The following is a 21,440-nucleotide window of genomic DNA, read 5'->3' on the forward strand; positions in this document are numbered from 1 at the left end:
GTTATAGCTCCTTTACCGTTTGGGTCATGGCCTGTAACGCCTGAATCGTCGTGGAAGTGCTCAGCCCACAAGCGGGAGCGATAATATCGATACCGTCACCGACAAGACGACGGGTATGCCGAGAAACGTCTTCATAATTTCCGCCTTCCAACAGGTAGGTACTTAAATTGCCCATCGTCGTCAACTGTGGGTAGTCTTCTTTTAATCGTTTCAAATTCACCATCGCGTCGGTGCTGATGGCGTCTCCTTTAATGAGCGGTATCATATGCCGTACCGATTGCATCTTTCCACAAATATGTACGATCACTGCTGCATCAAGTTCGTGAATTCCGTCGATCACCTTGTTTAAGTAGGGAACCGCATACTCCTCAAACATTTTCGGCCCTAAAATCTCACCAGTCGCAGTGGGGTCACCGATGGAGATGACCTTCACACCCGCATCGACCATGAGTTGTGCGTACGCAATCAACACATTACTCACATAATCGATGACCCGATGGGCATTTTCTTTATCTTTTCTCAACTCTTTGAGAAAGGACATGGGGTCGACGATGGATGCAGCGGTGCTGATCGGCCCTGTCAGATTTCCGATGATGGGGTAATCGGGATGCTTCCGGGCCAGACGGTAAGCCGCCTGAACCACCGTATTGATCCGCCCGGACCGAAGCAACGCTTGCGGTTCTTTGAACTCTACTTGAGAGACTGATGGGTACGCCTCCTGACGGATTTTGGGTTCACAAGCCAAAGTCCCTACATCAATGCCCGATCCCAACACTTCCGCTTCGACGGTCATGCAAAAGGGAATACCGATGTTTTCGAACCCCGTATAATCGGCTACGTCAAAAGCCAATTCTGCCATCAATGTATCGTCATGATGGGCTTCCGGCAGGGTGTGACCAGTCCGGTTCATCACTTCCACGATAGCGGCGTTCATCATGCCGCCGGGGCAAACGACAGGGGCTCGATCGATCTTTTCCTTATCTAACACCCGCAACAATCGTTCTTTGGGGCTAAAGGCGCTCAAGTTTAATCTCCTCGTTTCCTTTTTAAATGGCACTGCCAATGATTTCTTTAGCCCGTTGACAGTCGCTCAAGCTTCTCCGGATCTACGGGATACCCCACTCTTCGGACCGTATCCAGCATGGCATGAATATTACGAAAGGGGGTCTCAGTCGGCAAACTGCATCCCGAGGCGACGATATACCCCTTGGGATTGTCGTAGGCTTTGGAGAGGCAGTCGAGAACAGCCTTTCTCACATCATCCCCTGTCCCTTGCAGCATCACTTCGGAAGGTTTAACGTTTCCCATGAGACGAACCTGGCAACCTACTTTCTCCTTTGCCTCGAGCAAATCGGCATCGTTGTCAATGCTGATGCAGTCAGCACCCGCTTCAACCATCCGCTCCCATATCCGATTGGTCTTGCCGCAAATGTGTAAAGTGACCGATTTCCCACGGGAATGGATATAGTCGATGAGGCGTTTTAAATAAGGATAGGAAAACTCTTGAAACTGCCGGGGGCTGATCACCGTACAAGATGACATGGCATCGGTAAGGCTCGGGGTACAGCCTGCGTCGATGATCGCTTTCGCATATCGAAGGTTCGTTTCTAGAGAGATTTCACAGAGCCGATGGACTGCCTCCGGGTTGCGAAGCATGAGTCGCACCAGTTGTTCCGCACCGACGAGAAAGGAGGCGTTCGTGAAGGGGCAAGTAAGAGCACCGGTCACCGTGACTTCTTTTCCGACCTTGTCGACAGCGATCTTCATCGCTTCCAGGTGGTGCGGAAGGTTGCCATCTCTATAGGGATCGGCAGGCTGAAGCTGATCGAGTTCGCCGTGAGAGGCTAGGGCCGGCTTCTCTAAGTAAGCCGTTTCATCCTCGGGGTAGTGCACCGTCGCCCCCATGGCTTCCGCCTGCGTGTAGAGATCGGTAAAAATCCGAATGATGTCGTACTGGAAAAGCCGGTACGCTTCGATATGAGCGTGGGCCAACAGTTTTCCGTTCCCACGAAACTGAGAAACTTTTGCTCCGACGACCCTTGCCGCTGTATTACCTACGATGGGCACACAAGGCAATCGATCGACAGGCTCTCCCCGGTGGTAGGCACTCAATCGCTCACTCGGCGTCATTGAATCACGTTTAAAGTATTCTGATTGTCCGAGAACCATATTAACTGACCAATTTCCGGGCGAGTCTGACGGCGTCAGCCGCGTTCGCCGCATAACCGTCAGCACCAATCTTATCGGCAAAGCTTTGAGAGATGGGACCGCCGCCGACGATCACTTTGAATTGTTCCCGCAGGTTGGTCTCTTCGAGTATGCGAACCACTTCCCTCATCCCGTCCATGGTCGTAGTCATCAGCGTAGACAGGCCGATGATGTGAGCGCCCACCTCTTTGGCTTTGTCGACAAATTGCTGAGGCGGAATATCCCGACCGAGATCAAACACATCGAAACCGGATGTCTCCAACATGATTTTGACCAGGTTTTTTCCGATGTCGTGGGTATCCCCCTCAATGACGCCGATCACCACTTTTTTCTTTTCTCCCTGCTCGTCGCCTTTTAGGTGCGGCTTCAACACTTCCACGCCGGCATACATGGCATCAGAGCAAATGAGAACTTCGGGAATAAAATACTCCTCTTGGTCGAACAACTCACCAACCCGATCCATTCCATGGGCTAGGCCTTTTTCAATCGCCTCGTAGGCGTCAATCCCTTCATCGATCACCTGGTGACTCGTCTCCACAGCTTTTTCTTCGTCCATGTCAACGACAGCATCCGAAAGATCTTGAAACAGCTTTGCTTTCAGTTCTCTCATTTGAATGTTTCCTCCTCGTTCTATTTGTCTCGGTTACCCGATGATTCAATAAAAGCCCAGAAATGCAGACAAAATAATTTTAACAGCTAACGGTACTTCCCGTATTTTTTTGCGGCTTTCACCATCGCGATCGCACTGAGCAGGTTTCCATTCGGTGGAAATTCGCAACCCGTCGCCAAGATAAAGCCGCCGTTACAATCTTTAAAGGTCTCGATCTGCTTGCGGCAATCTTCCATTATTTCTTCAGGGCTCATCATGATGGCCGTATCGGAAGGGACCGAATAGCCGATGGTGACGATTTTCTTTCCCCACTTTCTCGCATGTTCATCCCAGTCTACGCAATCGTCAGCGGGATAGGCATGGGAGATGGCGACCGGATGGAGCCACTTTTCCTGGACATCGAAGTAGATTTTGTTACCACAGTTATGCAAGAGCAGCACCGCTCCGGAATCTCGAATGACATCGGCGATTCGCTTCGCGAAAGGCCCCTCAAACTTTTCCCACATCTTTTTGCTCATGATGCTGCCCGATGCATAGAGCGTATCGATGCAAACGGCGTGAGCGCCAGCCTCGATCTGTGCCTTAGCGTAATCGATCAGCACTTCCGTCAACACTTCGACGGCCTGTAATACGGCTTCGGGATGGCGAATGCAGTCCATAAACATGCGCTCATGGCCACGCAACTGCGACAATACGCCTAAGGGACCGTAGACGAAGCCGATGACCGCCGTATCTTTCCCTCGTGCTTTCGACAGACCGGCACACATATCGATGATCATGCCCATACGCTTCGTTTCCCGAGGATTCACCGGTTTGAGCTTATAGTAGTCCTCGACGGTTTTGATCAGAGGATTGTTGGTATTGCTGTAAGCGGTGCTCGTCTTCGGAAAAATGACATCCTGACCGAAATCATAAGCTTCCACAGAGAGATCGACCAAAGTCAAAAAGGAATCAAACCCGATGATCTCATGGGCCGCCAACAAGCTTCGAGTGGCAAGGTCTGCGTCCATAGACCACTTGTCATAGGTAGTGCCGAGAACCCGGTGGGAAGCTCCGCAGACAAGAGGGGCTACAGGTACGCGATCAGGCTTCTGGTACTGAAGCGCTGCCGCGATGCGCTCCAATGAAGTCATTTCCTCCGATTTCATCCCTATCACGACTCCTTATTCTTCAATAAACCAAATAAAAAAGCTGAGGGACCCCATCCAACGAGTGGATGGGTCATCTCTCAGCCTCCGGTCTCTCCGGTCAACGTCGCAATCAAACCCGAGTTATTCGATTTATGTTTATGATTTTAATCAAGACCTGGTATGGGTGTCAATAGGTTTACAATAAATATATTCCATCCCTGTATTACCCTAGCCGTAATTACAAATTATCTTGACAAGATTTTTTTCCTAACATATCATGGGTTGAAAGATCCTACTTCTAAAGATAAAAGTGTTTTGAACTCAAAATTACGATAGCTGACCAGGAACGCTGGAGGCTAGGCAATTTTCGCCTAGTCTCCTTTTTTTCTTTAGCTCCGTGAAAGCTTTGATATCTTGCGGTATTGTGAGGCGAGCATCCCATGAAAACCAAAATTATCGTCTGCGACATCATGCGGGAAGAGATTTTAGCGATTGTGAAGGCAGAAGATCCCCTGGACCTCTCCTTTGTCGACTTAGGCCTTCACAAGTTCCCGCAGAAACTGCATAAAGAGTTGCAATTAGTACTTAACGCTTCATCCGGTTACTCACGAATAGTGATCGCCTTCGGCTTATGCGGGGGCGCCCTCAAGGGTTTACAGGCTCCCCCCGGCGTGATCCTCACCATTCCCAGGGTGCATGATTGCATTCCCCTTTTCTTGGGTTCTCAAAAAGTTTTTGAAGAATTACAAAAAGAACGGGGTACCTTCTATCTCACCTGCGGTTGGGTAGAGATGGAGAAGTCAATTCTCGGTGAACATGATATGAACTGCAGAAAGTTCGGCGAGAAGAAAGCACAACGTATACTCGATCTCATGTTTAACAGCTACCGATGCATTCAATTCATTCACACCGGTCACCCCCGCGAAGAGGCCGGCTTGATCAAATCACTTAAAACAGCGGAACTTCTCAAAGTAGCTCATCAAACTTTCCAAGGCAGTCCGCGTTACCTCGAGAAATTGATCCGAGGTCCTTGGGATGACGAAGAGTTTATCAACATTTTACCAGGCGGCTATATCGATGAATCGGACTTTATCCTTAGATGAAAAAGATCATCTGAGAATAATCTTATGTAAAGGCAGGGTCGGTTTGATGAACGCACAGGTGAAAGTCGATATTATTTCCGGATTTTTAGGAGCGGGTAAAACAACATTGATATCCAAGCTCCTTAGGGAAAGTTTTAGCGGTGAAAAAGTGGTTCTCATTGAGAACGAATACGGTGAGGTCGGGATTGACGGTCCCTTGTTTCGCGAGAAAAGTGTGGAGGTATGGGAAATCAACTCTGGCTGTATTTGCTGCAGTCTTGTGGGTAATTTTATTGAAGCCGTTCTCGAGGTGGTAAAGACCTATAAACCAAACCGAATCATCATTGAGCCAACAGGTTTAGCCAAACTTTCTGATGTAATCAAAGCCTGTCAAAAAGCGATTGCACAGAATAACGTTCTTGCGCTAAACATGGTCGCTACAGTCGTAGATGTTTTAAACCACCCTTCCTATCTAGAAGAATTCGGGGATTTCTATCAAGATCAAATTGTCAATGCACAGACGATTATCCTGAGCAAGACCCAGGATTCAGACCGTGACAGGGTCGATAAGGTGATCAACTCTGTTTATGGATTGAATCCTCAAGCGAGCCTGATCTCTACCGACTGGGAGCGTTTTCGGGGAGATGATATTCTTGAGATTGTTGAACTCAACAGGGGCCTTTTTTCATGGATATCATCGTTCCAAAACAACAATCTAAAGAAATTGAATCCCAAGCTATTTGAATTCTGGGGAGTGGAGACGGACAAAATCTATAATCAAAGTCAACTTAACATTTACCTCGGGGCACTCCGCAATGAAGAGGTATTTGGAAAAATCATAAGAGGAAAAGGCTTGCTGCAAACTTCCCTGAATCAGTGGATTCAATTTGATTACGTACAAGGTAATTATTCTTTTCGGGAAGCTCGCCCGGAACGGGTAAGCCGGATCTGTTTTATTGGACAAAAAATGAATCAACATATGTTGAAAGAATTATTCGATTCTCAACCTGTTAAAATAAAAACTCTGTGACTCTTGCAACGTCCGTTGACACATAAAGACCTTCCTGCTCGATGTAAACAGGAAGGTCTTTATTTTCTTGTAAATATCTTATAGCTTATATCTTTCCACATTCAATTTAATATCGCTTATTCGGTATCTGCGTGGCGAGTTGCCTGCCAACAAGAGACCCGAGAAATTTCGACTCTATTAATGGTTCTATCGTTCTAGTTGCAGGTATGAGTACACATATCCTTCATCATGTCTTCGCATTTCATCATCATCCCGGTCGTACTGCCCATTCCGGTCATACATGACATCATCATGTCACAAAACATGGTGCATTGTGCTTCGTTCATTTTCCCCATTTTCATCATCATGTCACAGAACATTTTGCATTCGTCCATGGTCATCATCATCATAGACATTTCCGTACACATTTTTTTCCAATAAGCATCACACATCATCATTCTAAATCCCCCTCTTCTTTAATGTTTTCGCTCCACCGGTACTTAGGTCTCTTGTCATTTATAAAATAACATAAATGTCATTCTTAATCAATACATATTTTAGAATTAAAAGTATTTATTTTTAATTTTTATAATATTACTCGGTATTTTAACATATAAATTCATAGTATGAATAGAGAAATAACTTAAATTATAACCAACTAAAACAGTTGGAAAGAATACAGAGCTACTTATGTAAATATCAGTTGTGGGATATTCTTAATACATTTAGCACTTACATAACTTTGTAAAATAAAAAACCATAGCCTTATTCCATGCCATGGTTTCTATTTATCGAGTCGATTCGTTTCCTGTTACACTTAAAAAGTGTTCGCTCTCTACAAATGTTCTCCAAAAGAAGAGGAGTTGTGATTAGAAATTGGCTCATCGGTTCTCCCAGCCAGCCAAGCTAGTGTGAATCCAGTAAGGATAAGCAACCCTGCCCAACCGTACATCCAGTGGATAGCATGATGACAATCCATAGCGGCGTTACCACAGATACCGATGATCCACTTTTGCGGAATTAATGACGCCAAGAGACCTGTAAAAACTAAAAATAGGCTTGTCGTCCGGCGTCCTTCCAATCCTTTCACCACCAGTAGTGAACCGGATATGAGCAAAGCGAGTAAGGATACAAGAAACTCCGCTTGGTAAGCATAGTGGCAACGCATCGGCACAGCACTACCAGACTGAGTGATCATTAAATCTCTGCAAATTGGCAGGATTTTAGGGGTGACCAAGAGCGCCACACTCAACAGGATAGACGTATATGAGAGGACCTTCCATCTCTTCTCCATATTTGTTCCCTCCCCCCATATTTCTTCTTCACTTTTCAGTCATCCCGTTCTCTCGTAGGAGCACCCTATTTATTCCGTAGAATCCTAAGAGCTCCCCCTTTAATCAAGACGATTAGGATCCCCCGGGGGATTTTGTGTTGCCATGTATCGATGTCTCGCTGGTCGTACCACTCTTGTTACCGGAATCATGGGAACTCGGCGGGTTTTGTGAAGATGCTGTTTCTCCCTTCATTTCGTGACCAGTTCCGGCGTGTATAGCCGTGCTGGAGTTAGAAGTCGGAGATGAATGCCCTCCCCCGTCTGCATTAAAGGGAGATCGATTCCACCCTTGCGATAAAATTGCTAGTCCCAAAACGAAGACAATTACGCTCAGCCAGGTATAGGATCGCAGTGACATGTTCACACCCCGTTTCAAAGGTCGCGGATCCATCTTTTGTTTCTGGCAAACTATTCATCGAACAAGGATGCGCTCAAATACCGCTCCCCTGTATCGGGTAACACCACTACGATCAGTTTTCCGGCATTTTCCGGGCGTTTGGCGATTTGTAGCGCCGCAAAGGTTGCCGCTCCGGAAGATATGCCAACTAAAATCCCTTCTTGGCGAGCAAGTTGACGGCTCGCTTCAAAGGCGTCCTCATTTTTTACTTTTACGATTTCGTCAACGGTTTCCAAGTTCAATACTTTAGGAACAAAACCAGCACCTATTCCTTGAATTTTGTGTGCACCAGGATCTCCACCAGATAGCACCGGCGAATCGAACGGCTCCACAGCCACTACTTGAATATCAGATTTACGTTTTTTCAGTACCTCGCCGATGCCGGTAATCGTACCTCCGGTACCGACCCCTCCGACCACAATGTGGACCTTTCCATCGGTATCATTCCAAATCTCTTCCGCCGTTGTGACCCGGTGTATTTGAGGATTTGCCGGGTTATTGAACTGCTGCGGGATAAAAGAGTTCGGGATCTGGGCAGCGAGTTCCTCAGCTCGTCGGATCGCACCTTTCATTCCTTCTGAACCGGGGGTAAGAACAAGTTCTGCCCCATAGGCTTGCAGCAGATTCCGGCGCTCTATACTCATGGTTTCCGGCATCGTCAGAATTAGGCGGTATCCCCGGGCAGCAGCCACAAATGCCAAGGCAATTCCCGTATTGCCACTTGTCGGTTCAATGATCACCGTGTCCTTGTTAATTAGACCCTGCTCTTCTGCCGCTTTGATCATGGCATAGCCAATACGATCTTTGACACTTCCGGCTGGGTTAAAATACTCCAGTTTGACGACCACTTGGGCGACCGCTTCCTTGGAAAGGCGGTTCAATCGTACCAGCGGTGTTTTTCCGATCAAGTCGGTCAAGTTTTCGGCAATCTTTGCCATCTTTGTTCTCCCCCTTATTTTTTAGTTCAAAGCAATGCCGCTTTAAATAGCGGCCGCCGGGCTGCGAACTTCGCCTGTTTCCAAAGCCAGCAGGTGGTCGGCCCACTTGGCAGCCCATTCCCGCAATTCCTTCACATCTAATGGAGAAGGGATTTTAGATTCAGTGTGGTTGGCAATTTTTTCAGCCAATCGGCGGTATACACCAGCTTGTTCTGAATGAGGCGCCGCCTCAATCGTGGTCTTCCCTTGCAGTTCTGCTTGGGTGACGGTGACCGAACGAGGTACATACTCGATGACTTGGGTCTTCGTTTGCTGGACAAAATCATCGATGATGGCCTTCGCGTAGGGTGCATTGATGGAGTTGGCGATCACACCACCCAGAAGGGCACCGCCAGATTTTGAATACTTTTGAATCCCTTTAAACAGGTTGTTTGCGGCATACACAGCCATAAAATCTGCCGATGAGACGGTAAAGACGTGCTCGGCAATCCCTTCCCGGACCGGTACGGCAAAGCCGCCGCAAACTACGTCACCCAGAACGTCATAGATCACATAGTCAAGATCCAGTTCTTCAAAAGCGCGATGTTGTTTCAGCAGTTGCACCGCTGTAATAATCCCCCGGCCTGCGCATCCGACACCAGGCGCCGGGCCGCCTGCTTCGACGCAATAAATGCCACCGAATCCTTCAAAGACCACTTCATCGAGTTTCACGTTGTTCTTTTCCCGAAGTGTATCGAGAATGGTTGGAATATATTTGCCCCCCCGAAGTGTATTGGTGGAATCACTCTTCGGATCGCAGCCGACTTGCATCACTTTGTAACCAGCGTCGACCAATGCGGCACTGATATTGGATGTCGTCGTTGACTTGCCAATTCCACCTTTTCCGTAGATCGCAATTTGTTTAATCTTCTTGTTGGCCATTCTTATGAAACCCCTTTCTCATCATTGTAATTACCCGTGAGAAAACGTCTCCATGGGTCGGTCATATAATTGCCCCGCTAGATCGATTCCTTTTCCAGGAATACCGCAGGCATCGGCACGGCAATGTCGACAATGCCTGAAAACAGGTAAGTAGGTTTCCGCAGCTTCTCGAGCCGCTTGTAGTTCTTGGCAATCGGGAGGCCGGTGGTTTTGGAACTCATACTGCGGAATCAGGGGAATGATGTTGAAGTTCGAAGCGCCTGCTTCGTCGGTTACCCGAGCCACTTCACCGATATGTCCATCGTTGATACCAGGGATCAGGACCACATTAACTTTAACGCTAAGGCCGAGACGGGCCGCTGCTTCAATCCCGGCTAGCTGGGCCCTGATTAAGTGCGCTGCTGCCGCTTCCCCTTGTTGCCGTTTCCCATCAAAACGGACCTCTTCGTAAATTTGGGCGGCAATCACAGGGTCAATCGCATTCACAGTGACCGTTAAGGTTACCACTCCCGCCTGGGCGATTTGCTCAGCTTTTTCCGCAAGAAGCAAGCCGTTGGTACTGAGACAGTTGATGATTTGCGGATATCGGCGATGGATTAAGCGAAAAGCTTCTAATGCATGATCCGTAGCTAAGGTGTCGCCAGGACCCGCAATACCCGCTACGGTAATTTCCGGGCAAAGCTCCAGTGCCCTTTCCAGCGTAAGTAACGCCTCTTCCGGAGTAAGCACTCCTCGACTGACCCCTGGTCGTTGTTCCCACTTGTTATAACCCCGACGGCAGTAGCGGCATTGGATATTACATGCCGGACTGACTGGCAGGTGGATTCGTCCAAACTTGACGTGGGCTTCTCCGTTAAAACAGGGATGTTTTCGAACCAGATGATCATATCTTGGGGTTTCGCGCTTTGATTTACCGTCATCCAAAGACCCAGTCATCGTGCTCCTCCTTTCTGCAGGCCGGACAAAATAAAAAGGCCGAGGATACACGCCATACGGGCGGTACACCTCGGCCTCTAGTCTGTCTAGTGAGCCTTTGTTATTCAAATCTTGGGATATTACATATACTACATTCTCGATTCTCATTTGTCAATATAAAGAATTTTGTTGTTTATCTCCCAGAGACTTTTGGGGGTTTTTATCAAAAACTAACTTGAACTACTGTAAGAAAAGCATAAGCCGCACCTGCGATCACGTCCCCCTATTATCTTTTAGGAGTTGTTTTCAACAAGAACTATTTCTTGACAACCTTTAACTCCCATGATAAGTTTAACTTAATTTTCATAATACAGTTTTTGCCTGCGCTTGTTTAGAATTTTCTACTCATTTCTTTTTTCCTTTTGCCTATATTGCTACTTTAAAAAGATCATGGAGCTGACTGGAAAATCCAGAGGCAGATATCTTTCTGAGATCAGAAAGAATATTTGCCTCTGTTTTTTTATGAAATGGAGGAAGGACCATGAAGAAGATCAATCTCGATACACCAGTCGTTGAGAGCCGGGAACAGCGGCTCGGGACGATCATCGCCTGGGATGGAAAAGCGTCAGAGCTGTCCAAAGAGTCCGCCTACGGACGGGGCAGCTGTGGTTCCGGTTGTGGCGATAAAGCTCGCAGGCTCTGTGAATTGCAAGGCCCATTTACTCAAGGATCGGTGTGCAGCGAACAGATGGTCGAATGCCAAGCCGGCAACGTACGGGACGCTGTGCTGATTCAGCATTCTCCCATCGGTTGTGGAGCTGGACAGGTTATCTATAACTCGATCTATCGCAACGGTCTTGCCATGCGCAATTTACCCGTCGAAAACCTTCGCCTAATCTGCACCAACCTTCAAGAATCGGACATGGTCTTCGGAGGCGTTGACAAACTCGAACAGTCGATTCGGGACGCCTGGGAACGGAATCATCCCAAAGCGATCTTTATCGGTACTTCCTGTGCCACCGGCATCATCGGCGATGATATCGATAGTGTCGCCAGCCGTTTAGAGGCTGAGCTTCAAATTCCTGTGATTCCACTACACTGCGAAGGCTTCAAATCCAAACACTGGAGTACAGGGTTCGATGCTACACAACATGGTATCGTACGGCAAATCGTACGCAAAAATCCAAAGAAACAAGAAGACCTCGTGAATGTCATCAATCTCTGGGGTTCTGACGTCTTTACACCCATGCTCGCTGAATTGGGACTTCGCGTCAACTATGTCGTCGATATGGCGACAGTGGAGGATCTGGAACAACTCTCCGAAGCCGCTGCCACAGTCGGCTTCTGCCATACCCTGTCTTCATACCTAGGGGCTGCCTTAGAACAACAATTCGGTGTTCCCGAAATCAAAGCCCCTCAACCATATGGCTTTGCCGGAACCGACGCTTGGATCCGTGAACTGGCACGGGTTACCCACCGCGAAGAACTGGCTGAAGCTTATATTGCCAAGGAACATGAGCGGGTCAAGCCGCAACTGGAGGAACTGCGCAAGCAGTTAAAAGGAAAGAAAGGGTATGTGGCTACTGGTTCCGCCTATGCCCATGGATTGATCGCTGTCCTTCGGGAACTGGGGATTGAGGTGGACGGTTCCCTCGTCTTTCACCATGATCCGATCTATGACAGTCAGGATCCCCGGCAAGATTCCCTCTCCCATTTGGTCGATAACTACGGAGATGTCCCTTCCTTTAGCGTGAGTAACCGCCAGCAATATCAATTTTACGGACTGTTGCAGCGAGTAAAACCGGACTTTATTCTGATACGCCACAATGGCTTGGCCCCGTTAGCCTCGCGACTAGGTATCCCGGCAGCTCCTCTCGGTGATGAGCACCACGCCCTGGGCTATCAGGGGATGCTCAATTTGGGAGAAACCATCTTGGAAATTTTGGCACACAAGAAGTTTCACGAAGATCTGGCTGCTCACACTCGGCTGCCCTACAAAAGAGAGTGGTTGGACCAGAAGGACCCATTTATCCTGGCCAGACAAAACAATTCATTGCATACGGAGGAGTAAAGTATGTCGATAAACGAAGAGAAAAATATCAGAAAGACGAACTCGATCCAACAGATACGCTATGTCTGCGCCATTGCAGCCATGCATAGCGCGTCCGCTATTCCCCGTGTGATCCCCATCACCCATTGCGGACCCGGCTGTGCCGATAAACAGTTTATGAACGTGGCTTTCTACAACGGTTTTCAAGGCGGAGGATACGGCGGTGGCGCTGTCGTCCCGAGCACAAACGCTACAGAAAAGGAAGTCGTCTTTGGCGGAGCTGAACGATTAAGAGAATTGATCGCATCGTCCCTTACAATTCTCGATGCTGACCTGTTTGTCGTGCTCACTGGCTGCATCTCCGATCTAGTCGGTGACGACGTGGGATCGGTTGTAAAGGAGTTTCAAACTCAGGGTGTACCCATTGTTTTTGCGGAGACAGGCGGATTTAAGGGGAACAATTTTACCGGTCACGAACTGGTCACGCGGGCGATTATCGATCAGTATGTCGGCGATTATGAGGGACCTCGGGAGCGTGCTTCCGTTAACGTCTGGTCGCTCCTTCCGTACCATAATACCTTCTGGCGGGGCGATTTAACGGAAATCAAACGCATCCTGGAAGGTATCGGACTTAAGGTGAACATCCTTTTTGGTCATGAATCCCAAGGTGTTTCCGAGTGGAGGGATATCCCTAAAGCGCAGTTTAACTTGGTTCTTTCGCCTTGGTTAGGACTTCAGACAGCCAAGCACCTCGAACAGAAATACGGGCAGCCGTACCTGCATGTCCCTGTCATACCCATCGGGGCAAAAGAGACCAGTGCCTTCTTGCGTAAAGTGACCGATTTTGCCGGCCTGGATACGGCAAAAGCAGAATCCTTCATTGAAAAAGAAGAGGCGACTTATTACCGCTACCTCGAAGACTTCTCTGACTTCTATGCCGAGTACTGGTGGGGATTACCGGCCAAATTTGTCGTCGTCGGAGACAGTGCCTATAATCTTGCCCTGACCAAATTCTTGGTCAACCAGTTAGGGGTCATTCCCGGTAAGCAGATCATTACCGAGAACCCACCAGAAGAGTTCCGCGAAGGGATCCGTGAACAATACCGGACGATAGCCGAGGATGTGTCGACCAATGTGGAATTCGAAGAGGACAGCTACATAATTCACCAACTCATCCGGAAGACTCATTTCGGACACAAGCCCCCAATCATCTTCGGCACCACCTGGGAGCGAGACCTGGCAAAGGAATTAAAGACTTCCATCGTCGAAGTGGGCTTCCCCACATCCTACGAAGTTGTTCTATCGCGTTCCTATATCGGGTATCGTGGCGCACTCACTCTTCTAGAAAAGATTTATACGACTACGGTGGGGGCGAGTGCCTGACATAAAGAAGGTTAGTGGTTCGATTCCGTTATCGCAGCCAATTTTATAAAGTGAAAAAAGAGTTTTGAACTGATTTGGTTCAAAACTCTTTTTCGCAAAACAGGTTATTTCAATCGCGCTATATGACCATCCTATCAATGCCTTTGTACGTATTGCATTAAGGCGCTTTCAATAAAATCAGTAATGACCCATGATTCGACTCCGCGCGATTTTAATTCTTCTCTGGCCCCAGGTCCGATCCTGCTGACGAGTACGGCTTTGCAGTCTGCAAGCGCATCTAACGCTGCAGAACTGGCGCCGTGGCTCTGGTTCTGACAATAGGGCACCGTTTCTCTCACTTCCAGGAAGCAAAAGGTCTTTTCGTCCACTTCAAAGATTAAAAACTTGTCAGCATGACCAAAATGACGGTTTACCACTTTGCCGTCGCTGCTGGCGACGGCGACTTTGTGAGACACTATACCATCCCCCTGCTCTTATCTGGATTTATCGGACAGTCTTAACTGACATAAGGCATAGGCTAGTTAAGTTAGGCTTACTGCACACCTGGTAAACGGACGAAGATCTGTTTGGCCAGTTCACTCGGATCGGTGGCTTCGTCGAGGAATTTGATCTTTTTCGCTTCTTCCGCTGCCGTCTGCACGGCCCGTTCACCGCCGTCCACCGATGGCACATAGTTGAACTGGGACAAGATTTTAATGTTAATCTCCGGAGTTCCACCGACGTATTTCTTATCGACGATTAACTGACCAATTTCCTTCGGGTTGTCTTTCACGTATTGAGCGCCTTTCATGGCGGCGCGAGTGATGCGAGCGGCCGTGTCTGAATCTTCCTTGATCAGTTTGCCGCTGACTAACAGTAAGCAACAATACTCGTCTTTATAGGGCGGAGTTACCGCTGAATCGATAAAGACAGAAAATTTTTCAGGCTTTTCCTTGAGCATCGTGCCAAAGGGCTCCCCAACGGCGATGGCGTCAATCTCACCTTTGTCTAAAGCCAATTCCAGTTCTGTTTTCGGATAAACGCGCCACTGCACATCGTTTTTGTAATCGACGCCATTGTTGACCAACTCGCGGGCCAGCAACATCATGGCGCTGCCACCCATTTGGTCCACACCGACCCGCTTCCCTTTAAAATCTTTGGCTTTCGTAAGGCCCGATTTTGCGGGAACCAGAGTATAGACACAACCGGTGTGAATACCCGTCGTGAATTTGGCATCCAACCCTGATTCCAAAGGCTTAATCCAGGACATGACCAGTCCACCGACGGCATCAATCTTACCGGTCGATATGCTGTTTTTGTTTGCCTCAAAATCTCCCTTGATCAATTCTACATCGAGCCCTTCTTCTTGGTAGAATCCCTTCTCAAAGGCCGTGAAGATAGCCGCTTCACAGGTGCTACCAACGTAACCGATGGTGACTTTTTTCAATGCTCCATCCGTTCCCGCTTGTGTCGCCTTTTGCGAAGATCCGCAACCAGAAAGGACTACACTCATGAGTAGGCTTACAAGACAAGTCGCGACTAGCCACTTTCGCTTTCCAAGCATCCGTACTACCCCCTTTTCCACATCCTTTTTTGTTTCAACCCGGTGTAGTAAGTCCTTACCACTTGATAATTCCCTTTTGCCAGACAAGAACTCTATCCCTAACCCGAAAGAGCAGGGAAGTGGTACCGGAAAACATAACGGCCATAATGACCAAGGCCGCCCACACCTTAGCGTATTCGGCCCATCCTTGAGCCCAGGCTACATACCAACCCAACCCAGATTTGACGCCAAGTAGTTCGGCAACCACCAATGTTGCAAAAGCGGAACCTAGCCCCATAAACAATCCGACAAAAACCGAGGGTAATGATGCCGGTATCGCCACTTTGAAGATCAAGTAACGTACATTTGCACCGAGTGTCCGGGCCACTTCATAATAAGATTTGTTTACATTCGATATACCGGACCATGTCATAATGGTGATCGGAAACCAGGCAGCCAATGCGACCAGAAAAACACTGGCGACGAAGCTGGTCGGAAAGATAACCATTGCCACAGGGATCCACGCAGTCGCCGGGAGCGGCCCAATAAAACGTAGAATGGGAGAGAGCCAGTAATTGATAGTAGAAAACCAACCCATCAGGATCCCGGTCGGAAGTCCAAAGAGTAATCCCAAAAAGTAACCGGTAAATAAAAGGCCCAGTGAATGGTACAGGCTGACAAATAGCACTTCTGCATCACTGACTAATGCAGCCACCACAGCTCCTGGGGAGGGGAATTGGGGCAACGGTAATAATCCCATTTTCAAGGTCACCAGGTCCCAGAGGATAAGAAAGCCAATCGCACCGGAAATCAGGGGCGAGCGATAGGTTAGTTTTTGGCGAAAATTTTTCTTGAATAGGCCTACTCCGAAAACTACGAGATAAAGACCGACGAAATAAGGAAAGGCTGCCGCTAAATACTTCTTTTTAGTAAACGTCTGTGCATTCGGTAAAAAGGTATATTCCGCCCAGAATATCCCCAATAACAATAACGGTAAAAGATAAATCAATAGGGTTTTGATGGGGATTCGGTGTCGTTCCTCTCCCGGGACACCTCTTGATACCGGTTGGGTTACAGCCATGTTGCTCAACCTCTCTTTTTTATCAGGGCTTTTCTTTTCGCAGCCTTTTGACTAGATATGATAGCTATCTGCAAAGTCCGGGGAAAAACCAAATATTCGTAAAATACGTGAGCGAATCCGCCAGAAGTCAGGATGATTTCGACTGCGGGGACGACCCAAGGGGACATCGATGACTTCTTTGATTTTTCCAGGCCGGGGCGTCATGATCACAATCTTATCGCTTAAATAGACGGATTCATCAATATCGTGGGTTACAAAGACAATCGTCGTGCCCCGAGACTGCCAGATGCGGAGGATCTCTTCTTGCATCTGCATGCGTGTAAACGCGTCCAGTGCTCCCAGTGGTTCATCCATCAATAATACCTTTGGGTGATTCACCAGCGCTCTCGCCAGCGAAGCCCGCTGGGCCATCCCCCCAGATATCTGATGGGGATAAACCTTTTCAAACCCTTCGAGACCGACGAGTCGGATGTACTCCTGGACCTCATGCTTCTTTTCCTTGAGAATTCCCCGTGCTTCCAATCCGGAGGCGATGTTCTCTTCAATCGTCTTCCAGGGAAACAAGGTCGGATCCTGGAATACCATACCCCGCAAAAAGTGAGGGCCCCTGATCGGTTCCTCATCCAACGTAATTGTCCCTAACGTAGCCTCATCTAAGCCGGCAATAATTCGCATCAACGTTGACTTTCCGCATCCGCTCGGCCCCAAAAGTGAATAAAATTTTCCCGGTTCGATGTCTAAATTTACGTTGTTGAGTGCGATTACATCGGGCCCCGAATCTTGAAGAAAAAAACGGCTCACATTTTGTACACGAATCCGTCCGGCTTCCTGTACCGGCACGATTCCTTCGGTTTTTTCTGCAGTCACCCTGTTCATCCTGTCACGCTCCTAATCATTAGCTTCACCTTATTCTTGAGAATAAAAAAAGCCGAGGAAAACGCCCATCGCGGAACGTTTTGCCTCAGCCTCTGGTATATCCGGTCGGCACAAAGCTTAAATCCGAGTATTTCGATTTACATATGTAATTTTACTTGTCACGTAAAATAATGTCAATGCAAAAATTTCAGAGCGTAAAATAGCCAGGGTATTTAACCTGGCCTTCGATAACCTCGGAAACCTTATTTTTTCAAAAGTAACCATCTCTAAAGTCAATGACTTAGAAAGCCGGAACTACGGCCCCTTGATACTTTTCTTGCAGAAACTTCTTTACTTCCGGAGAACGCAGTGCCGCGTCCAGTTGCTTAATGTCTTCACGGGTTTCATCGCCTTTGCGAACGACAACGACATTGGCATAAGGAGAATCGGCTTCTTCACGGAATAATGCACTATTCGGATCCAGTTTCGCTTCGAGTACATAGTTGGTATTAATAACGGCTCCGTCCACATCTGGCAGTGTCCGTGTCAGTTGGGCCGCATCCACCTCGACAAATTTTAATTGTTTCGGATTTTCGGTGATATCTCGAGGGGTCGCTTGGTAATTAGCGATACCTTCTCGCAACTTGATCAAGCCGTTCTTCTGTAACAGCACCAGCGCTCGGTATTCATTGGAAGGGTTATTGGGAATTGCGATCGTGGCTTTATCAGGTAGTGAGGTAGACTTATGTTTTTGTGAATAAAAACCGATAGGCTCTACATGTACTTTCGAGGCGACGGCAAAGGAATAACCTTTTTCTTTCGATACTGATTCCAGGTAAGGAACATGTTGAAAGTAGTTGGCGTCAATTTGTCTTTCGGCGAGAGCCGGATTCAGTTGCCCTTCATCGTCGAGTACCACAACATTTAAATCGATGCCCTGTTCTTTTAGCTTCGGTTTGATAAAGTTAAGGATTTCTGAATGGGGTACCACTGCTGCACCGACTTTTAAGACGTGAGATGCTGGCGTACCGTTAGGTGTACTTGCCGATGGACTACTTTTACTGCACCCTGTCAGTAAACCGGTCGCCAAGAGAATAGCAGCGAGGCCAATGGTGATCTTCTTTTTCATTGATTCATCTCTCCTACTCGTTTAACTTTTTTAATATTCCTTCGTTCCACAACAGTTTCTAGCTTATTTAAACCGATATCTCCTATGCTCAACAGCCAATGCTACGCGGTTTCCCAGCCACTGCATCCCCTGAACCAAAATGATGAGTGTCAAGATGGTGGCCAACATAACGTCGTCACGGTAACGGAGATATCCATAGCGAATCGCGAGGCTCCCGAGCCCACCGGCGCCAATCGCTCCAGCCGTCGCCGTAAAACTGGTAATCGTGATGATGGCTAACGTTAGACCCCGGATCAGCGATGCTGTCGCTTCCGGAATCAGCACCTTAGCGACAATCTCCATAGGCTGTGCCCCCATAGCGATCGCCGCTTCTACTTTTCCTAGTTCCACTTCTTTTAGGCAGTTCTCTATGATCCGTGCCAAAAAAGGAGCCGAACCAATCGCCAGCGGTATTACGGCGGCCGTTGCGCCTAAAGTGGTTCCGACAAGCAATCGAGACAGCGGCAGAAGAATCACGATCAAGATGATAAAGGGAAAGGACCGTGTGGCATTAATTAGCGCCCCGAGAAACTTATGTACCGTGGGAACTGGAAGCACATGACCCGGCGCAGTTACGACGAGCGTTACCCCAAGCGGCAAACCTAAAAGGATCGCCAATAGGGTCGATAAAGCGACCATATAGAGCGTCTCTTCAGTGCCGGTTAGAAGCAATAGCCATAGGTCATCCTGCATATCGATTCACCTCCCCGATTAAAACCGCACCTTCACAGGGGCCAGACCGGGCGCCAAAAGCCCTTTCGATCCCAGCGGAGCTTGAATTCTTGTCATTTTCCTTACTATTAAAAATCATCTGCTGTAGAAATAGTTGGGTCGTTTTGCTCTTCGGTTCGTTGAATACCTCTTGCACATCCCCCATTTCAACCAGTCGTCCTTCTTCCATGACGGCTACGCGATGACAAATTTGCCGAACCACATCCATCTCATGGGTAATCAGAACGACAGTCACTCCGCTTTGTCGATTGATGTCTTGTAGGAGCTTCAGTATCGACCGGGTGGTAAGGGGATCTAAAGCGGACGTCGCTTCATCGATGAGCAGCAGTTCCGGTTCCATCGCCAACGCCCGCGCAATACCGACTCGTTGTTTCTGGCCGCCGCTCAATTGCGCTGGATAAGCATCAGCTTTATCGACAAGTCCGACCACTTCCAGTAGTTTCTCCACCCGTTTCGCGATCTCGCGAGTGGGAAGGCGGGCCACTTCCATCGGAAAGGAAATGTTTTTCCAGACCGTTCGAGAATCGAAGAGATTGAAGTGCTGAAAGATCATGCCGATCTTTTTGCGGGCTTCTCGCAGCGATTGCCCTGCTAACAAGGTAATGTCTCGACCGTTGATGAAGATTTGGCCGGAATCGGGTTCCTCGAGGCGGTTCAGACACCGGATCAGCGTCGATTTACCTGCACCACTGAACCCGATGACCCCAAAGATCTCCCCTTTTTCTACCTGGAATGAAACATCCTTAATAGCCTCCAGAGATCCTTGAGGGGTAACAAATGTCTTTCGCAGGTTCCGGACTGTGAGCAATCGATCCTCCTCCTTTCCATAAAAAAACCGAAGTGTAACCACATGTATAGCGGCACACCCCGGCTTCCAGTTTATCTAGTCAGCCTTATTTCAGTTACTGTATATCACTCTTGGCCATCGCTAATGAAGGCTCAATCCGTCCGGCTCTACTTGCAGCCAGACCTGCCGCCATCAACCCCATCGCCGTAAAAGCTGTCACCGTAAAGATAACTCCACAAAAGATCGACAAAATCGACGGTGGTAAAAAGGGCACCCCTTGATAGGATTGAATCATCGATAACACTTGATGGTATATGTATCCCCCCAACCCAATCCCCAAGAGGGCGCCACCCACCGATAATAGCAACGACTCGAGCAAAACTAATCGGACGAGGTATTGACGGGACGCACCTAAAGCCCGGTACAGCCCCCATTCCCCCCTGCGCTCCCAAACGACACTAGCAGAACGGGCAAACAGGTGAACGATACTGGCTATAACTGCTAGCAGTCCCGTACCCGTCAGTAGGATAAATATCAATTGCATTTGTTTTTTTACGTTCAGGAAAACTTCATTCGTTTGGACGACGCGAAGAGGTCCAAGAAGCTGGATCGCCTCAGTTACCGCTTCAATTTGTCGAGGATTATCTACTTCTACGAGGAGTTCCGATAACAAGTTTTCTGGAGATCCCGCCTTGTCCCAGTACGGCTGGAGCGCCTTGCTGTTACGCGCCAGTTGCTTGGCCACGTCCATAGGCATCATTATCGATTTGTCCAAACCTGTACCGGTTGTTTCCAATACACCGGCGACCTTAAACATTTGCCCAAGCACAAAAATCCGGCTGTTCTTCTTGCCTCCGACGACACGCCCTCCGACAAGGATCTCTTCTGGATTCAACTCTTTTCCTTGCAGATCTGGTACCAAAGCACCGATAGTTCCGCCAACTTTCGGTTCAATTCCGACTAAGCGAGTCTCTTCTTCAAAGGAACAACACTGATCATTTAATGTTTGGGTAAAAAACCGTCCCTCAACAGTCCGAACACCAGGAAGTTTTTTGACTTCATCGGCGAGATGTTTAGACATATACACATTCAGAGGAGCTCCAGTGAATAGGGCTTGCCCCGTTTCTACGTCCACATTGGCTGGTAAAACCAGTAAATCGGCACCCATACGGCTTGTGCCCAGGCGAGTTCCTTCCTCCAAGCCCTCATACAACAGGAATACGGTCATGAGGATGGCCACTCCGACGGCGGTTCCCAGTAAAGTGGCGATTGCCTGAAGACGCCGGCGGTATAGGTTTTTCCAAACTATGTACAGCATC

21 protein-coding genes are annotated in these 21,440 nt (G+C 48.3%); 4 read left to right on the forward strand and 17 right to left on the reverse strand.

Going from position 1 to position 21,440, the window contains the following annotated elements:
• Position 1: 1 nt before the first annotated feature.
• The 4 genes from GJ688_RS04445 to GJ688_RS04460 all read right to left on the reverse strand — a co-directional run bounded on the left by GJ688_RS04445 (position 2) and on the right by GJ688_RS04460 (position 3,966).
• Positions 2 to 1,024: an MtaA/CmuA family methyltransferase gene (locus GJ688_RS04445; RefSeq protein ID WP_155475344.1), complete on the reverse strand. Its 1,023-nt coding sequence runs from the start codon at positions 1,022 to 1,024 to the stop codon at positions 2 to 4.
• Between the two features lie 47 nt (positions 1,025 to 1,071).
• Positions 1,072 to 2,169 (reverse strand): uroporphyrinogen decarboxylase family protein, encoded by a 1,098-nt coding sequence (locus tag GJ688_RS04450; RefSeq protein ID WP_207708760.1) that lies wholly within the window; start codon positions 2,167 to 2,169, stop codon positions 1,072 to 1,074.
• A gap of 1 nt (position 2,170) precedes the next feature.
• A complete protein-coding gene (locus GJ688_RS04455) occupies positions 2,171 to 2,818 on the reverse strand; it encodes a corrinoid protein (protein ID WP_155475345.1) in 648 nt (215 codons plus the stop codon).
• 86 nt (positions 2,819 to 2,904) lie between these two features.
• Positions 2,905 to 3,966 carry a uroporphyrinogen decarboxylase family protein gene (locus tag GJ688_RS04460; protein ID WP_207708753.1) on the reverse strand — a complete coding sequence of 354 codons (1,062 nt, stop codon included), beginning with the start codon at positions 3,964 to 3,966 and terminating at the stop codon, positions 2,905 to 2,907.
• Between the two features lie 422 nt (positions 3,967 to 4,388).
• On the opposite strand from GJ688_RS04460, the gene GJ688_RS04465 reads away from it, so the two are divergent.
• Together GJ688_RS04465 and GJ688_RS04470 are read left to right on the forward strand one after the other, a co-directional pair.
• A complete protein-coding gene (locus GJ688_RS04465) occupies positions 4,389 to 5,051 on the forward strand; it encodes a DUF1638 domain-containing protein (protein ID WP_155475346.1) in 663 nt (220 codons plus the stop codon).
• Positions 5,026 to 6,060 carry a CobW family GTP-binding protein gene (locus GJ688_RS04470; RefSeq protein ID WP_170291660.1) on the forward strand — a complete coding sequence of 345 codons (1,035 nt, stop codon included), beginning with the start codon at positions 5,026 to 5,028 and terminating at the stop codon, positions 6,058 to 6,060. Before GJ688_RS04465 ends, GJ688_RS04470 begins: the two co-directional genes overlap by 26 nt.
• A 194-nt stretch (positions 6,061 to 6,254) precedes the next feature.
• Here the strand turns inward: GJ688_RS04470 and GJ688_RS04475 are convergent, their stop codons facing one another.
• The 5 genes from GJ688_RS04475 to GJ688_RS04495 all read right to left on the reverse strand — a co-directional run bounded on the left by GJ688_RS04475 (position 6,255) and on the right by GJ688_RS04495 (position 10,564).
• Positions 6,255 to 6,497: a hypothetical protein gene (locus tag GJ688_RS04475; RefSeq protein ID WP_155475348.1), complete on the reverse strand. Its 243-nt coding sequence runs from the start codon at positions 6,495 to 6,497 to the stop codon at positions 6,255 to 6,257.
• A 377-nt stretch (positions 6,498 to 6,874) separates the two neighbouring features.
• Positions 6,875 to 7,333 (reverse strand): DUF4418 family protein, encoded by a 459-nt coding sequence (locus tag GJ688_RS04480; protein ID WP_155475349.1) that lies wholly within the window; start codon positions 7,331 to 7,333, stop codon positions 6,875 to 6,877.
• A gap of 447 nt (positions 7,334 to 7,780) precedes the next feature.
• Positions 7,781 to 8,707: a cysteine synthase A gene (gene cysK, locus GJ688_RS04485; RefSeq protein ID WP_155475350.1), complete on the reverse strand. Its 927-nt coding sequence runs from the start codon at positions 8,705 to 8,707 to the stop codon at positions 7,781 to 7,783.
• 42 nt (positions 8,708 to 8,749) lie between these two features.
• Complete coding sequence (nifH, locus tag GJ688_RS04490) at positions 8,750 to 9,628, reverse strand: nitrogenase iron protein (protein ID WP_155475351.1); 879 nt, start codon at positions 9,626 to 9,628, stop codon at positions 8,750 to 8,752.
• A 30-nt stretch (positions 9,629 to 9,658) separates the two neighbouring features.
• Positions 9,659 to 10,564: a radical SAM protein gene (locus tag GJ688_RS04495; protein ID WP_155475352.1), complete on the reverse strand. Its 906-nt coding sequence runs from the start codon at positions 10,562 to 10,564 to the stop codon at positions 9,659 to 9,661.
• A 520-nt stretch (positions 10,565 to 11,084) separates the two neighbouring features.
• On the opposite strand from GJ688_RS04495, the gene GJ688_RS04500 reads away from it, so the two are divergent.
• Both GJ688_RS04500 and GJ688_RS04505 read left to right on the forward strand, forming a co-directional pair.
• On the forward strand, positions 11,085 to 12,614 hold the full coding sequence (locus GJ688_RS04500) for a nitrogenase component 1 (RefSeq protein ID WP_155475353.1): 1,530 nt from the start codon (positions 11,085 to 11,087) through the stop codon (positions 12,612 to 12,614).
• A gap of 3 nt (positions 12,615 to 12,617) precedes the next feature.
• Positions 12,618 to 13,976, forward strand: a complete 1,359-nt coding sequence (locus tag GJ688_RS04505) for a nitrogenase component 1 (protein ID WP_155475354.1) — start codon at positions 12,618 to 12,620, stop codon at positions 13,974 to 13,976.
• Positions 13,977 to 14,110: 134 nt separating this feature from the next.
• On the opposite strand, the gene GJ688_RS04510 is transcribed toward GJ688_RS04505, so the two are convergent.
• The 8 genes from GJ688_RS04510 to GJ688_RS04545 form a co-directional block, all read right to left on the reverse strand.
• Positions 14,111 to 14,431 carry a NifB/NifX family molybdenum-iron cluster-binding protein gene (locus tag GJ688_RS04510; RefSeq protein ID WP_170291661.1) on the reverse strand — a complete coding sequence of 107 codons (321 nt, stop codon included), beginning with the start codon at positions 14,429 to 14,431 and terminating at the stop codon, positions 14,111 to 14,113.
• Between the two features lie 77 nt (positions 14,432 to 14,508).
• On the reverse strand, positions 14,509 to 15,519 hold the full coding sequence (locus GJ688_RS04515; RefSeq protein WP_155475355.1) for an ABC transporter substrate-binding protein: 1,011 nt from the start codon (positions 15,517 to 15,519) through the stop codon (positions 14,509 to 14,511).
• Between the two features lie 55 nt (positions 15,520 to 15,574).
• Positions 15,575 to 16,579 (reverse strand): ABC transporter permease, encoded by a 1,005-nt coding sequence (locus GJ688_RS04520; RefSeq protein WP_155475356.1) that lies wholly within the window; start codon positions 16,577 to 16,579, stop codon positions 15,575 to 15,577.
• 51 nt (positions 16,580 to 16,630) lie between these two features.
• A complete protein-coding gene (locus GJ688_RS04525; RefSeq protein ID WP_155475357.1) occupies positions 16,631 to 17,455 on the reverse strand; it encodes an ABC transporter ATP-binding protein in 825 nt (274 codons plus the stop codon).
• Positions 17,456 to 17,735: 280 nt separating this feature from the next.
• Positions 17,736 to 18,563, reverse strand: coding sequence for a MetQ/NlpA family ABC transporter substrate-binding protein (locus GJ688_RS04530; RefSeq protein WP_155475358.1), 828 nt, complete (start codon positions 18,561 to 18,563; stop codon positions 17,736 to 17,738).
• Positions 18,564 to 18,626: 63 nt separating this feature from the next.
• A complete protein-coding gene (locus GJ688_RS04535) occupies positions 18,627 to 19,295 on the reverse strand; it encodes a methionine ABC transporter permease (RefSeq protein ID WP_155475359.1) in 669 nt (222 codons plus the stop codon).
• Complete coding sequence (locus GJ688_RS04540) at positions 19,285 to 20,142, reverse strand: methionine ABC transporter ATP-binding protein (protein WP_155475360.1); 858 nt, start codon at positions 20,140 to 20,142, stop codon at positions 19,285 to 19,287. The genes GJ688_RS04535 and GJ688_RS04540 overlap by 11 nt, the downstream gene beginning before the upstream one ends.
• A gap of 94 nt (positions 20,143 to 20,236) precedes the next feature.
• Positions 20,237 to 21,439, reverse strand: a complete 1,203-nt coding sequence (locus GJ688_RS04545; RefSeq protein WP_155475361.1) for an ABC transporter permease — start codon at positions 21,437 to 21,439, stop codon at positions 20,237 to 20,239.
• Between the last annotated feature and the right edge of the window lies 1 nt (position 21,440).

This window comes from Heliobacterium mobile (genome assembly GCF_009720735.1).
In the GTDB taxonomy this organism is placed as follows: domain Bacteria; phylum Bacillota; class Desulfitobacteriia; order Heliobacteriales; family Heliobacteriaceae; genus Heliobacterium; species Heliobacterium mobile.